Origin of the sequence: Collinsella sp. AM15-2 (genome assembly GCF_003471985.1) — a bacterium.
Lineage (GTDB): Bacteria > Actinomycetota > Coriobacteriia > Coriobacteriales > Coriobacteriaceae > Collinsella.
Map to the genome: position 1 here is coordinate 105,734 of NZ_QRKO01000001.1, position 12,997 is coordinate 118,730.

General features: G+C 57.8%; 9 protein-coding genes and 4 tRNA genes. All 13 read right to left on the minus strand.

Translation table 11 applies throughout. The features are described from left to right. Window positions 1–469: 469 nt before the first annotated feature. A tRNA-Gly gene (locus DW171_RS00510) sits at window positions 470–545 on the minus strand. A 42-nt stretch (window positions 546–587) separates the two neighbouring features. Continuing rightward, window positions 588–661, minus strand: a tRNA-Cys gene (locus tag DW171_RS00515). 34 nt (window positions 662–695) lie between these two features. Then, a tRNA-Gly gene (locus DW171_RS00520) sits at window positions 696–771 on the minus strand. A 105-nt stretch (window positions 772–876) separates the two neighbouring features. Beyond that, window positions 877–1,623: an anti-sigma factor antagonist gene (locus DW171_RS00525; RefSeq protein WP_118270151.1), complete on the minus strand. Its 747-nt coding sequence runs from the start codon at window positions 1,621–1,623 to the stop codon at window positions 877–879. 78 nt (window positions 1,624–1,701) lie between these two features. Continuing rightward, window positions 1,702–4,047 (minus strand): GAF domain-containing SpoIIE family protein phosphatase, encoded by a 2,346-nt coding sequence (locus DW171_RS00530; RefSeq protein ID WP_118270152.1) that lies wholly within the window; start codon window positions 4,045–4,047, stop codon window positions 1,702–1,704. Window positions 4,048–4,106: 59 nt separating this feature from the next. After that, window positions 4,107–4,196, minus strand: a tRNA-Leu gene (locus DW171_RS00535). A 590-nt stretch (window positions 4,197–4,786) separates the two neighbouring features. Continuing rightward, complete coding sequence (locus tag DW171_RS00540) at window positions 4,787–5,815, minus strand: ABC transporter ATP-binding protein (RefSeq protein WP_022094888.1); 1,029 nt, start codon at window positions 5,813–5,815, stop codon at window positions 4,787–4,789. Next, entirely contained in the window at window positions 5,815–6,906 is a 1,092-nt protein-coding gene (locus DW171_RS00545) for an ABC transporter ATP-binding protein (protein ID WP_118270153.1), read from the minus strand. Before DW171_RS00545 ends, DW171_RS00540 begins: the two co-directional genes overlap by 1 nt. Window positions 6,907–6,908: 2 nt before the next feature. Beyond that, a complete protein-coding gene (locus DW171_RS00550; protein WP_118270154.1) occupies window positions 6,909–7,844 on the minus strand; it encodes an ABC transporter permease in 936 nt (311 codons plus the stop codon). A gap of 14 nt (window positions 7,845–7,858) precedes the next feature. Continuing rightward, entirely contained in the window at window positions 7,859–8,896 is a 1,038-nt protein-coding gene (locus tag DW171_RS00555) for an ABC transporter permease (protein ID WP_118270155.1), read from the minus strand. Window positions 8,897–9,053: 157 nt separating this feature from the next. After that, entirely contained in the window at window positions 9,054–10,730 is a 1,677-nt protein-coding gene (locus tag DW171_RS00560; RefSeq protein WP_118270156.1) for an ABC transporter substrate-binding protein, read from the minus strand. Window positions 10,731–11,020: 290 nt separating this feature from the next. Continuing rightward, the gene (gene secG / locus DW171_RS00565; RefSeq protein WP_117776111.1) at window positions 11,021–11,275 is read right to left on the minus strand and encodes a preprotein translocase subunit SecG; all 255 of its coding nucleotides are present in this window, start codon (window positions 11,273–11,275) and stop codon (window positions 11,021–11,023) included. A 164-nt stretch (window positions 11,276–11,439) separates the two neighbouring features. Then, complete coding sequence (gene gpmI, locus DW171_RS00570; RefSeq protein WP_118270157.1) at window positions 11,440–12,993, minus strand: 2,3-bisphosphoglycerate-independent phosphoglycerate mutase; 1,554 nt, start codon at window positions 12,991–12,993, stop codon at window positions 11,440–11,442. Between the last annotated feature and the right edge of the window lie 4 nt (window positions 12,994–12,997).

Genomic DNA, 12,997 nt, shown 5'->3' on the forward strand with positions numbered 1-12,997 from the left:
GGACATTCGCGGCAAACAACGCCACAGCCACGCCCCAAACGCTCGCTCCCTCTCGGGTTCGAGTCTCCTGGGACGAATCGATCGATTAGTGAAAAGAACGGAAGGCCCACTCCTCCGGCCACGACAGCGAGCGGGCTCCGGGTGCCCCAAGTTGCCGCGAAAGAGGAGGGAAGCGTACTTTATGTACGTGTACGCGACCGACGATTGAGGGGCAAGATGGGGTGCCCGGGGCTCGCGCAGCGTCAACAAAAAACGCGGTTCGTTAGAACCGCGTAAGATAGTTGGAGCGGACAACGGGGCGTCTGCGTATCCGCTTCGCGGATACGCACCGGCTTCGGTCGCCTGTCGGCGTCCTCGCCAGCTCGCTACAAACGCTCCGCGTTTGCTTAACGCTCGCTCCCTCTCGGGTTCGAGCCCATACGATGGGTACGAAAAAGCCCGGCTACCGTAGTAGTCGGGCTGTTGCGTTTGGAGCGGACAACGGGGCTCGAACCCGCGACCCCAACCTTGGCAAGGTTGTGCTCTACCAACTGAGCCATGTCCGCATATGTAAAACAAAACGGGCGCCGGAGCGCCCGGATGTTGCCTGGAGGCGAAGCCCGGATTCGAACCGGGGGTAAAGGCTTTGCAGGCCTCTGCCTTACCACTTGGCCACTTCGCCGAAAAAGGACCGCCTAAACGGTCCGGAAATGCAATGGAGCGGACAACGGGGCTCGAACCCGCGACCCCAACCTTGGCAAGGTTGTGCTCTACCAACTGAGCCATGTCCGCTTGCGGGTTATTAATTTACGCGAGTTGTCCAAAAGACGCAAGTACTTTTTTCAAAAAACTTGTCTGCCGCATGTTCTTAGTAGCTAAACGCGCTAAAGCGATTGGCTAGGCACACGATTCCAGCGCTCCGCTAAACAGCTTCACCATCTGCACGCGCGTGCCGGCGCCGTCCGTACGACGAGCAACCTCCACGTTATCGACGAGCATACGCATAAGCTTGATACCACGGCCGCGTTCCTCTGATGCGACCGGTTCGCTCGTTTCATCGATAGAATAGCCGGCACCTCGATCAAGCACCTCAACCACAACGCGATCGCTATAGGCCTGAACCGTCAGGACGCAGCCGATACCGCCCGCATGGTCATAGGCATTACCCAGCGCCTCCCCCGACGCCAATGCGACATCGTAGCGCTCGTCACGGCGCAACGGAAGCGATTCAAGGAGTTCGGCGATGCGATGTCGGTAGTATGGAAGATTCTCGATACCCTGACGGACCTCGACGCTCTTACTCCAGCGAGGCAGCTCCCCCACCGGAATGGCGGGAATAGACTCCCGTGCCGGCCCCGCGACATGAAGGATATCGACAAGACGAGCAATCTCCAAAAAGCGAACAACTTCACCTGATGCATTGACGAGCGAAAGCAGGCCTTCTCGCCTCATGAGCTCACGAGCGCGCGTAAGCAGGAATGCCAGGCCCGTCGAATCGATAAAGCTAACAGCCTGACAGTTGATGACGACACGACGCACGCCGCGGCCAATCGAAACATCCAACCGCCGACGCAGCGCAGGCACCGTGGCGATGTCGATATCGCCTGGTGGCGTCAAAACCGCTATGTCATTCCACTCATTCATACGACCATGGTTCCCCAAAAAAGCCCACTCGATGCATTCGTTTCCCCAACCGTACGGATTCAGCCCGCCCAGCGTCGTCTATGAACGACCCCGTAAAAACTCAAGGGACACCAATGCAATGTCATCGTCCAGCGCCGATTCGGTAAATCGGTCAAGCTCGCCCAAGACCTTGCCGCAAATGCCCGACACGCCCTCACCCGAGACAGAGAGCAGAAGGTCGCGAAGGCGCTGCTCGCCAAAGAAAGCACCCGAGCGGTCACGCGCTTCGATTGTTCCGTCGGTGTACATAAATAGCATGTCACCAGGAGCGAACGTAAACACGCCTGTCTCGTACACCATGCTCTCAAAGGCACCGATTACCCCCGATTGGCATCCAAGCAGCTCGACCTCTCCCCCACGAGCCTCGCCGCCACCCAGCGGCATCGACTCTGGCCTGATGACCATGGTCGGAGGATGGCCCGCCGAACAATACGTTGCGCGTCCGGCTTTAAGGTCAATCTTGGCGATAAAGGCCGTCACGAACGTCTCGACCCTCGAAAAGCCCATAAGCATGCTGTTAAGGGAGCGTGCCATGCGGGCCGGTCCAGCGCCCTCCCAGGCATATGCCGTCAGGGCCGTCTTGACGAGTGCGGACATCGATGCAGCCTCAATGCCTTTGCCAGACACATCGCCCAGAATCATGACGGCGCAATCGTCGGGAAGACGGATGAGCGTATAGAAATCGCCGCCGACCAACGCCGAGTTCGTGGCCGACAGGTACACCGAATCGGCGGCGATTCCCGGAACATCCCCCAGTGAATTTCTCATGCCAATCTGGAGGGTCTGAGCGATATGGCGCTCCTCACGCTTTTGAGATTCGCCTTCGTAGATCAGTTCAAAGTCATGAGCCAAGTGCACCAAGTAGTCATATTCAAGGTCATCAATCGGCTCTTGGCTACCATCACGAAGCAGCAGCGCACGCGTCGTCGGCCCCTTCGCAACAGAAGCAGGAACGATTGCGTCGTTACTGTGCTTGCCATCGCCCTCAGGGCGTGGGCGCCCCGCCTCGATGCCGGCGTCGACGTAGAGACCCTGGCAAGGCAGGCCATGCGCTCTAAGCCAGCCTCCCATAGGCATCGATTCGTCAACGCGAGTTATACGGACGTGTTTAAGGTCCTCGGCACTCGTGCCGCCCAAAACAGATGCCTCAAAGCCATCAGGGGCAGCCCCCAGACGTGCCGCTGGCGCCGTCGTGGAAAAGAAAAGCTTCTCGGGATCGTCCGGCAAAGCAACGCGACTGCCGCCTTCAAAATCTATGACGTAGGAATCCAGACTGGCGTCATACTCAACAGGGCAAAAATGGCAGTTGAGCATATTGCAGATCTCGGACGACACCGCCTGGGTAGCCGCGGCGGAATCGTCTAGAAAGGTAAACAACTCATCACGCAGCACATTGAGGGAACGACCAAGCTCGGCCGTGCGACGGGAGCGAAGGCTCGATGCCATGCCGACCAGCTGGATAGACAGGTAATCGCAAATGACCTCGAGCACATTAACGTCATAGGCGAGCGGTGCCTGGGGGCGTTTCCAACCAACTTCCAGCACGCCAAGGATCTGCGTACCGTAAAAAACGGGAAGACAGATTTCACTGCGGTACGGAGGCATATCTTGCATGCGCAACAGGTGCTTAGAACGATTATCCAGGTCCATGAACATACCGGAGGCGGCCTTATCGCCCTCAAGGTCCTGTTGAATCGACAAGCGACAGGCACGCGACTCGCGAAGAACATACGTCGGAATGCCAGCGCCATACGGCAAAAACTCGGGCAGGTAGCTGTCGAGCAGCTCCTTGGAAACACCGCGAAGCTTAAAGCCGCCGCTCTCAGAAAAATAGATAGCGGCACCCGAAGCATCGAGCGTTCCTACAAGCTGGTTCAAAACGGTATCAAGCAGGCTGGGCAACTCATCGGAGCCCACAGTGCTCATAATGACCGAGAGCGTGCCAGAGAGACGCTTGTTCGCCACTCTAAGCTCCGATAACGCACGCTTGAGTTGCCGGTCGTGAGAATACTGTTCCTCGATACTGTGAAGCGCCACCAGGACACGTGGTGCGCGGCGCCCAAAGATGCGTGGAGGCGTTACGGAGCCCGCACGAACCAAGACGGGAATAAAAGAGCCGTCACTCAGTTTGAGCATCAGTTCGTTCTCGGAGCCATCAGTTTCAAATGGCAGACGATGTTCCGTCGCACGTTCAAAAGCGGACGAGTACAGGACGTCTTTAACATCTCCACCGATGACGTCGGCGCGCTCCTCGCACATCAAACCAAGTAAGCGATTATTCACATGCAGAATGGTTCCGTCGAGCTCGCAGATGATGACAGCATCGCTCGTGATCTCGACTAGTTGGGCAACGTCTGCCCACTCGTTGCGTTCAAGCGTTTCCATCGTGGACCCCACCGTCTATCGGTAACAAAAAAGCCTCCGAAGAGGCTTCTCAATTGCGATGGTGTCGGAGGCGGGACTTGAACCCGCATGACCAAAAAGCGGTCACTAGCACCTCAAGCTAGCGCGTCTGCCAATTCCGCCACTCCGACATGCTATGTTGCTGATTCGCAGTTCGTTTTGTTCGACCCGCGCGTTCAACGAGGAAGATAATAACCTATGATTCGAGAACTGTGCAAGCACTTTTTTGAAAAAAGTTTACGAATTTGTAAATGCGCAGGTAGACCGACCTGTTCGGGCAGGAATGAGGTCGCTTTCCAACGCGTCCTCGGGCATGCGGCATTATTTTGATCCGCGCTTCGCGCTACAAAATAATGCCGCCCCCTGCGGAATGCGTTGGAAAGCGACCTCATTCCTGCCCTAGGGGCACGTACTCCAGGCGCCATTCTTAAACATGTTCTGGGGGCTGATGCAAATTTGGTGGCTCGGCAAAGCCGAGCCCTTATATGGGGAGGCCGGAGCCAAAGCTCCGGCCTCACTAACTTTCCTATTAGATTAAGTGAGCGATCAAGGAATCTCACTCCCCTCTGCCGCGTTAACGCAGGGCCCGCCTGGTGTTACTTTTCAGAACATTCCGCAGGACGGAGGAAGCCCCGCAGCGCGTAGCGCGCAGCGGGGCTTCCGACATGTCCGAGGACGTTCTGAAAAGTAACACCAGGCGGGCCCGGACGATAACAACCGGCTACAGGTCGATGTGCGATTCCTTGATCGGGAACGGCTCCGCGAAGTGGCACGCGCAGCAGTGGCCCGGAGCGACTTCCTTAAACTCAGGAAGCTTCTCGGAGCAGATGCCCTGCGCGATCGGGCAGCGCGTGTGGAAACGGCAGCCGGTCGGCGGATCCAGCGGCGACGGCGGGTCGCCAGCGAGGATGATGCGTTTGCGGGTCTTCTGGATATCTGGATCGGGCACCGGCACGGCAGACAGCAGCGACTGCGTGTACGGGTGGTGCGGCTCACTGTAGAGCGTCTTCCAGTCCGAAACCTCGACCATCTTGCCCAGATACATAACGGCAACGCGATCAGAAATGTGCTGCACGACAGAGAGGTCGTGAGCAATGAAGAGATAAGCCGTACCGAACTTGTCCTGGAGCTCCTTAAGAAGGTTCAGAACCTGGGCCTGAATGGATACGTCAAGCGCAGAGACGGGCTCATCGCAGATAATCAGCTTGGGCTTGAGCGCAAAGGCGCGGGCAATGCCGACACGCTGGCGCTGGCCGCCCGAGAACTCGTGCGGATAGCGGTTGATGTGCTCGGGGTTCAGACCGACGACGTCCAGCAGCTCGCGGACGCGCTCGATACGCTCTTCCTTTGTACCCACGCCATGAATGGTCATGGGCTCAGAAACAATTTCGCCGATGGTCATACGAGGGTTGAGCGAAGCATAGGGGTCCTGGAAGATGAACTGCATCTCGCGACGCATATCCTTGATCTCGTGCTTGCTCATCTCGGCAACGTCTTTGCCCTGGAAGAACACTTTGCCTGCCGTCGGCTTGGTCAGGCGCATGATGGTGCGGCCCGTGGTGGACTTACCGCAACCAGACTCGCCGACCAGGCCAAAGGTCTCGCCCGGATAAATCTCGAACGAAATGTCATTCACAGCAGAGACGACACGCTTGGAGAAGCGCTTGGCGAACATGCCGGACTCAGCGGGAAACTCCTTAGAGAGGTGCTCGACCTTCAGCAGTGGAGTACGCTCGTTGGTATCTGCCATTACGCCTCGCCTCCCTTCTTGGAATCCTTGCGCGTACGGGACGTCTCAGGAGCGTTCTTGAGGAACTCGGGGTCACCGGAGTAGTGGCACGCAGAGTAATGACCAGACTCGGTGACAACGCGCTCGGGGCGCTGCTTGCGGCACTTGTCGGTCGCATAGGGGCAACGAGGGGAGAAGACGCAGCCCTGGGGCAGGTTCATGAGCGAGGGCGGATTGCCGTGAATCGGCGTAAGCGGCTTCTTCTCATCGATGGCCTGCTCCGGGATGGAACGGATAAGACCCCAAGTATAGGGATGACGGCTCTCATAGAAGATCTCGTCAGCAGTACCGAACTCGACGGGACGGCCGGCATACATAACCATGATCTTGTCGGCCATGTCGGCGACAACGCCCAGGTCGTGAGTAATCATGATGATGGCGTTGCCGTTCTTCTCCTGCATTTCCTGCATGAGCTCAATAATCTGAGCCTGGATGGTAACGTCCAGAGCAGTCGTGGGCTCGTCGGCAATCAGAATATCGGGATCGCAGGCAAGAGCCATGGCGATCATGACGCGCTGACGCATACCGCCGGAGAACTGGTGCGGATACTCGTTGACGCGCTTCTCGGGCTCGGGAATACCCACGAGGTCCAAGAGCTCGGTGGCGCGCTTGAGCGCCTCCTGCTTGGAGTAGCCACGGTGCAAGCGAAGGCCCTCGCCCACCTGCTTGCCGATCTTATAGACCGGGTTCAAGGAGGTCATAGGATCCTGGAAGATCATCGCGATGTCGTTACCGCGAATGTGCTGCATCTCTTCCTCGGTCATTTCGAGGATAGAACGGCCGCGATAGCGAACGTCGCCGCCCTCAATCTTTCCCGGAGGCATCGAGATAAGACCCATGATGGTCATGGCGGTCACGGACTTACCGGAGCCGGACTCACCGACGACACCGAGGGTCTCGCCGCGATCGAGCGTGTAGGAGACACCGTCGACAGCGCGAACAACGCCATCTTCGGTGTGGAAATACATCTTAAGGTCATCGACCTCGAGCAGATGCTGGCCCTCGGGAACCGGCTGGTCCTTCAGGTCCACATAGTTCTTGTTCTTCTTCATCCTTATGCGTCCTTCATCTTGACGTCGAGGGCGTCGCGCAGACCGTCACCCAGCAGGGTGAAGGCGAGCACCGTCGAGAGAATTGCCAGACCGGGCATGATCATCATCCAGGGAGCAGTCAGAAGATACTGCTGGCCGTCCTGAATCATGGAGCCCCACGAAGGCGTGGGCGGGATAACGCCCATGCCGAGGAAGGACAGAGCGGACTCGGTCAGAATAGCGCCACCAATGTTCATGGTCGCGTAGACCACGATAGAAGCAACGGAGTTCGGGAAGATATGGCGCATAACGATACGGGCATCGGATGCACCCATAGCGCGAGCGGCGTCAACATAGTCGTTCTCTTTGACCGTCAGGATCGCGGATCGGAAGACGCGCGCAATCGAAGGCCAGCCGAGAATGCCGATGGCGATAAAGACGTTCTGAAGACCACGACCGATAACGGCAATCATGGCAACAACGAACAGCACGTACGGGAACGCCAGGAAGATATCCGCACAGCGCATGATGATCGTATCCCAGATGCCACCATAGAAACCGGCGAGGGCGCCCATGACCAGACCGATCACCGTGGAGATGGCGGTGGCCATAATACCGACGGAAAGCGAAACGCGTGCACCGTAGATAACACGGACGAGAATGTCACGACCAAGAGAGTCGGTGCCAAACGGGTGCTCGGCACACGGAGCCAGCAGCGAAGTCTCGGCCATGGTAGTCGAGTCGGAAGCCGTAGGAGAGCCGAGCCAGGGCTGAGCCCACAGATCGGCGGTCAGGGCAACCACAACAACGATGATGATCCAGCAGACACCGATAACGGCGAGCTTGTTCTTACGAAGACGCTTAAAAGCGTCGCCCCACAGCGTGCGGGACTTGGCGGGAGCAGATGCGGCCTTGGTGGCGGTAGCCTGCTCCTGAGACTGAGAATCAGTTTCCTGCATGAGACGTACCTCCCTTAGGCCTTATCCGACGGACCGCCGAGGCGGATGCGCGGGTCGAGGAATGCATAGCTAATGTCGACGAGCAGGTTGATCACCATAACGACGACAACAATGAGCGTAACGCCGCCCATAACGATGGGCCAGTCGCGCATGCTAATGGCGCGGTAGACCTCGAAGCCGATGCCGGGCCAGTTAAAGACCGTCTCGGTCAGGATGGCGCCCGAAAGCATGCCGCCGAAGTCGACACCAATATAGGTAACGACGGGGATGAGTGCATTCTTAAGCGCATGCTTGATGATGATCGCGCGATTGGAGAGACCCTTTGCCTTTGCCGTGCGGATGTAATCCTGGTTCATGACGTCGAGCAGCTGCGAACGCATGATGCGGGCAGCATAGGCGGTCGAAACCGAAGCCAGCGTGATGGTCGGAAGCACGTAGTGCATCCAATCCTGATACTGGGAGCTGGCACCGCCGGCACCCGAGATCGGCATGGAGAATGCGCCGCCGGTGGCATCCTTAAGGATGACGCCGAAGAACAGCTGCAGCAGCATACCGAGCCAGAAAGCAGGGACGGCAACGAGAATCGACGTGGTCAGCGTTACCAAAATATCCCAGAAGGAGTAACGCTTGACCGCCGAAATAATACCCGCACCGATACCCATGATTGCCTCGAGCACGATAGCGCACGCGGCAAGTTTGACCGTATACGGATACTTCTGGGCAAAGATATCCGTAACCGGCAGCTTGCGCTGGTACGAATTGCCCAGATCGCCATGAAGCAGACCGTTCATGTAATACAAATAACGGTCCACGAGCGACGTTTGAACGGGATCGCCGTTCTCGTCAAGGATCGCGTTGCCGTCCTCATCCGCCTGGACCAGGTGATAGCGCACGCGAAGCTGAAGCTCCACCTCGGGGGACAGAGCCTTGTCTCCACCGATCAGCTTGATCGGGTCTCCCGGCACGATATTCTGGAGGGCGAACAGAATCAGCGTAACGCCCAAAAATACCGGGATGAACTGAAGCACACGTTTAACGATGTACTTACCCATACCACTCCCCTATCTAGGGATTAACCTAAATGGGATGCCGATCGCCAGACCGGCATCCCAAAATTACCATCAGCCAGTTTACCCCAGGTTAGGGAGAACTGTATGTTTCCCATGAGGTCTACGTAAATGCTTGACCCTCACGGAAGCTGCAAAACCCTTAGGCGAGCTCGGCGGTACCCAGATCGGCGTGCTTCTGCGGATCAACATAGAGGTACTTGACGCGGTCAGAGCCAGCGATGGTGTGCGTGTAGAACATCACCGGGATAACCGGGCAGTCGGCAGCGACCATTGCGTCGGCCTCCCGCATCTTGGCGATGCGCTCGTCGTCGTCAACCGTGGTACGAGCCTCGTCGACCTTGGCGTCGAACTCGGGGTTGTTGTAACCAGAGCGGTTGTCGCCACCGAGGGAGTCGGAGTGGAACAGCGGGTACAGGAAGTTGTCCATGATCGGGTAATCGGCGATCCAGCCCAGACGACCAAACTGATAGTTGAAGTTCTGATACTGCTCGAGCAGGGCAGACCACTCGGGAGTATCGGAGACGGCGGTAACGCCAACCTTGGCGAGGTCGCCGATGATGGACTCCATGATCTCCTTGTGACCACCGTCCTGGTTGTAGGAAAGGGTCACATTAATGCCACGATCGCCGTTAGCGCCAGCGGGAGCGACCTTGTCGAGGTACTCGTTAGCCTTGTCGACGTCATAGGCGCAGAACTCCCATGCGCCCTCCTTGTAGCCGGCGATTCCCGGAGGAACAATACCGTCGGCGGGGGTACGGGTACCCTTGAAGATGGTCTTGCAGATGGCCTCACGGTTGATGGCCAGGGAGATGCCCCTGCGCAGGTCGGCGTTATTGAACGGCTCGGCCGTGGTGTTGCAGGTCAGATAGTACGTGGAAGGCTCGGCACCGAGCAGCATATGCTCGCCGTCACCCATGGTGTAGCCGTCCTTGGACTCGCCACGGTCCTTCTTTGCGGCGTCGATCTGAGCAACGGGAACGTCGCAGACATCGAGGTTACCGGCCTGGAACTCCTTGTAAGCGGTCTCCATGTCCTTGATGACCTGGAAGTGGATGGCGTCGATCTTGGCCTTGTCGCCATAGTAATCGTCAAACTTCTTGAGGTTGATCTCCTGACCATCCTCCCACTTGCCGTCCATCATGAACGGGCCGTTACCGACCGGGGCAAGGTAGAAGCTCTTGACATCGGACTCGGCGCACTCGGGAACCGGGGACAGAGCCGGATGAGAGGCGACGAAGGGGAAGTCGGCGTAAGCGGAAGACAGCTTGACGACGAGGGTCTCATCGTCGGGGCAAGTAACACCGCTGAGCTCGGTAGCGTTGCCGGCAAGCAGATCGTCATAGCCCTCGACCATGGAAAGGTGGTAGGAGACCTCGGAAGGACCATACTCGGTAGCGATGGCCGACTTGGTGTTGACCAGGCGCTCCCAACCGAGCTTGAAGGACTTGGAAGTAACGTCGTCACCGTTGTGGAACTTGGCCTTCTTGATCTTGAAGGTGAACTCGGTGGCGTCGTCGTTAGCCTCAAAGGACTCGCAAGCCAGCGGAACGATCTCGCCCTTCTCGGGGTCGTACTCCGTCAGAGCGTCGAAGAGCTGGTACTCGACCTGAGTGCCCTGATCCTCCTGGACGTTGTAGGGGTCGATGCAGACCGGGTTGTTGATGTAGAAGTTCAGCGTCGAACCGGAGTCAGATCCGGAAGCGTCGCCGCCCTTCTTGCCGCACGCGGCAAGAAAAGCCATGGAGCTCGCAGCGAGGGTGCCGCCAACAAAGGCGCGACGACCCATAACGGGCTGGTGGAACATAGAATCAGCCATGCCATCCTCCTTATGAGATAGGACAAAGTGAATTCGGCCGGGCAACGTCGAGACAGCCCATTCGAACCATTCAAACGCGGTCCGCCGTTATGGCTGGTTATGCAATGCGGGCCAACGTTTTGCAATACAGTAGCGCATTTTATGCACAATTTGGCGCTAATTCCGGTTAACGGTCGAGAATTTCTTTAGTTAGGCGAAGTATGTGGGGATATTTTGATTCTATTACAAGTCTGTAAACAAAAAGGGCCCCGCACATGCGGGACCCTTTACAAACGTATATACGCCGATGCTTAGTAGCCGACGATGCCCTGCGGGAAGAAGAACATGCACAGAACGACACACACAGCAAAAACGACGGCCATAATTACCGTCAGGCGATCGAGGTTCTGCTCCATGACGCCCGTGGCAGAGCTGGAGTTATACAGCGAGCTAGCGATCATATCCGAAACGCCGGTACCCTTACCGGAGTGCATCAGGACGAGAATCGTCAGCGCAACGGCAGAGATAGCCCAAACGACAAACAGAAGAATCTGGAACGGACCCATAGATAAGCTCCTTAATAGAACAATTCAAACTCCAGTACTGTACCACAACCCCCAACACTCCCCCACCTGCCATTTAGGGACGGGTTAGAAATGGCAGAAATACCAAAAAGGGGGTCGTCCGGTTGTGGACAACCCCCTTACTAGAAAACGATAGTTGTTTTCTATTAGGCCTCGGTTGCGAGCACGCGGCCCGTCATCTCGGCGGAAGGCTCCAGACCAGCCATGGTGAGCATAGTCGGGGCGATATCGGAGAGACGACCGTCCTCGATACCGGTGAGCTGTGCCTTCTCATCAACGATGATAAACGGCACACGGTTGGTGGTGTGAGCCGTAAACGGATGCTTGGAACCGTCGGAAGCAACGTCAAACATGTGATCGGCGTTGCCGTGATCGGCGGTAATCAGCGCAAAGCCGCCCTTAGCGAGAATCGCCGGGACAACCTTGGACAGGGCATCGTCAACAGCCTCGACGGCCTTAACGGCGGCGTCGAAGACACCGGTGTGACCAACCATGTCGCAGTTCGCGAAGTTCACAATGTAGAAATCAGCGCGACCCTCGTTGATGGCGGCGACGAGCTTCTCGGTCACCTCGGGAGCGCTCATCTCGGGCTGCAGATCGTAGGTAGCGACCTTGGGGGAAGCGACGAGCACGCGCTCCTCGCCCTCCTTGGGCTCCTCGATGCCGCCGTTGAGGAAGAACGTCACGTGGGCGTACTTCTCGGTCTCGGCGGTGTGCAGCTGCTTCAGGCCGTTGGCGGCGATAACGTCGGCCAGGACGTTCTCGGGGAACGTCTTGGGGAAGGCGACCTCAACGTCAAACGTCGGATCGTACTCGGTCATCGTCACAAAGTGGGAGAGCTTGATCTGCTCGCGCTCAAAGCCGTCGAACTCCTTGTCCGTGAACACGCGGGTCATCTGACGGGCGCGGTCGGGACGGAAGTTGAAGAAGATGGCCGCGTCGCCCTCGTGGATACCCTCGTTGTGGGCAGCGAAGGGCTCGACGAACTCGTCGCCGCGCGGATCCTTCTCGTAGTAGGCCTTGATACCGGCAACGGGGTCGGTATCGGCATCGGATGCATTGACCATGACGTCGTAGGCACGCTGGATGCGCTCCCAACGGTTGTCGCGGTCCATGGCCCAATAGCGGCCCGAAACGGTGGCGACGCGAGCGTCGCAACCGGTCTCCTCGGAAATCTTAGCCAGGAAGGCGCAGAACTCGCTCATGTAGCCGGCGCCGGACTGCGGGTCAACGTCGCGGCCATCCATGAAGGCGTGGACGCGAACGGTCTTGACGCCGTGCTCGGCAGCCATCTTGACCAGAGCCTCGACGTGGTTCATATGAGAATGAACACCGCCAGGGCTCATAAGGCCCATGAGGTGGAGAGTCTTGCCGTCAGCCTTGACATCGTCCATAGCCTTGACGAAGACCTCGTTCTTGGCGATGGAGCCGTCCTTGATGGCGTTGTTGATGCGCGAAAGCTCCTGGAACACGATGCGGCCGGCACCGATGTTGAGGTGACCCACCTCGGAGTTGCCCATCTGACCGTCGGGAAGGCCCACGTCCTCGCCCGAAGCACCGAGCGTGGTGTGAGGATACTTCTCGTACAGGCTATCAAGGAAGGGCGTCTTGGCAGCGGCGACGGCGTTCTCGCCATCGGCCGGAGCAAGGCCGCAGCCATCCATGATGATCAGGAGTGCAGGAAGATGACGCTGTGCCATATGT

Bases quoted from the DNA above. Each gene is read 5' to 3' on its own strand.
- DW171_RS00525 (WP_118270151.1), bottom strand. From the start codon at position 1,623: ATGAATGAGTGGAATGACATAGCGGTTTTGACGCCACCAGGCGATATC.
- DW171_RS00530 (WP_118270152.1), bottom strand. From the start codon at position 4,047: ATGGAAACGCTTGAACGCAACGAGTGGGCAGACGTTGCCCAACTAGTC.
- DW171_RS00540 (WP_022094888.1), bottom strand. From the start codon at position 5,815: ATGGCAGATACCAACGAGCGTACTCCACTGCTGAAGGTCGAGCACCTC.
- DW171_RS00545 (WP_118270153.1), bottom strand. From the start codon at position 6,906: ATGAAGAAGAACAAGAACTATGTGGACCTGAAGGACCAGCCGGTTCCC.
- DW171_RS00550 (WP_118270154.1), bottom strand. From the start codon at position 7,844: ATGCAGGAAACTGATTCTCAGTCTCAGGAGCAGGCTACCGCCACCAAG.
- DW171_RS00555 (WP_118270155.1), bottom strand. From the start codon at position 8,896: ATGGGTAAGTACATCGTTAAACGTGTGCTTCAGTTCATCCCGGTATTT.
- DW171_RS00560 (WP_118270156.1), bottom strand. From the start codon at position 10,730: ATGGCTGATTCTATGTTCCACCAGCCCGTTATGGGTCGTCGCGCCTTT.
- secG (WP_117776111.1), bottom strand. From the start codon at position 11,275: ATGGGTCCGTTCCAGATTCTTCTGTTTGTCGTTTGGGCTATCTCTGCC.
- gpmI (WP_118270157.1), bottom strand. From the start codon at position 12,993: ATGGCACAGCGTCATCTTCCTGCACTCCTGATCATCATGGATGGCTGC.